Genomic DNA, 229 nt, shown 5'->3' with positions numbered 1-229 from the left:
CCCGTGTCCAGACCTGAGAGCTGCACAACAGCCCGCCGGCCACACATCCCGAAAGTTTGAGCGAGCTGCCGCTTATCTGCATCTTGCCGACATAAACCTTGTTGTTGGATGGCCGCCAGACGTTGCCAGTGTATTTGCCACCGCCCTTTGGCTCCATGCCGCGCACCAATTGCTTGCCTTTGTTGGGGGAATTGTATTCCCCGCTGTTGTTGAAGGTGCGGCTGATGAC

Annotated in this window: 1 protein-coding gene; it reads right to left on the bottom strand. The window is 57.2% G+C overall.

Translation table 11 applies throughout. The features are described 5' to 3' along the window. On the bottom strand, positions 1-229 hold a 229-nt coding region (locus Q4528_RS16670; RefSeq protein WP_303522926.1), incomplete at both ends, for a DUF2147 domain-containing protein.

Source organism: Staphylococcus pasteuri, assembly GCF_030547725.1.
GTDB lineage: Bacteria > Bacillota > Bacilli > Staphylococcales > Staphylococcaceae > Staphylococcus > Staphylococcus pasteuri.
The sequence above is the reverse complement of the archived record's forward strand: the minus strand, read 5'-3'. Positions and strand labels throughout refer to the sequence as shown.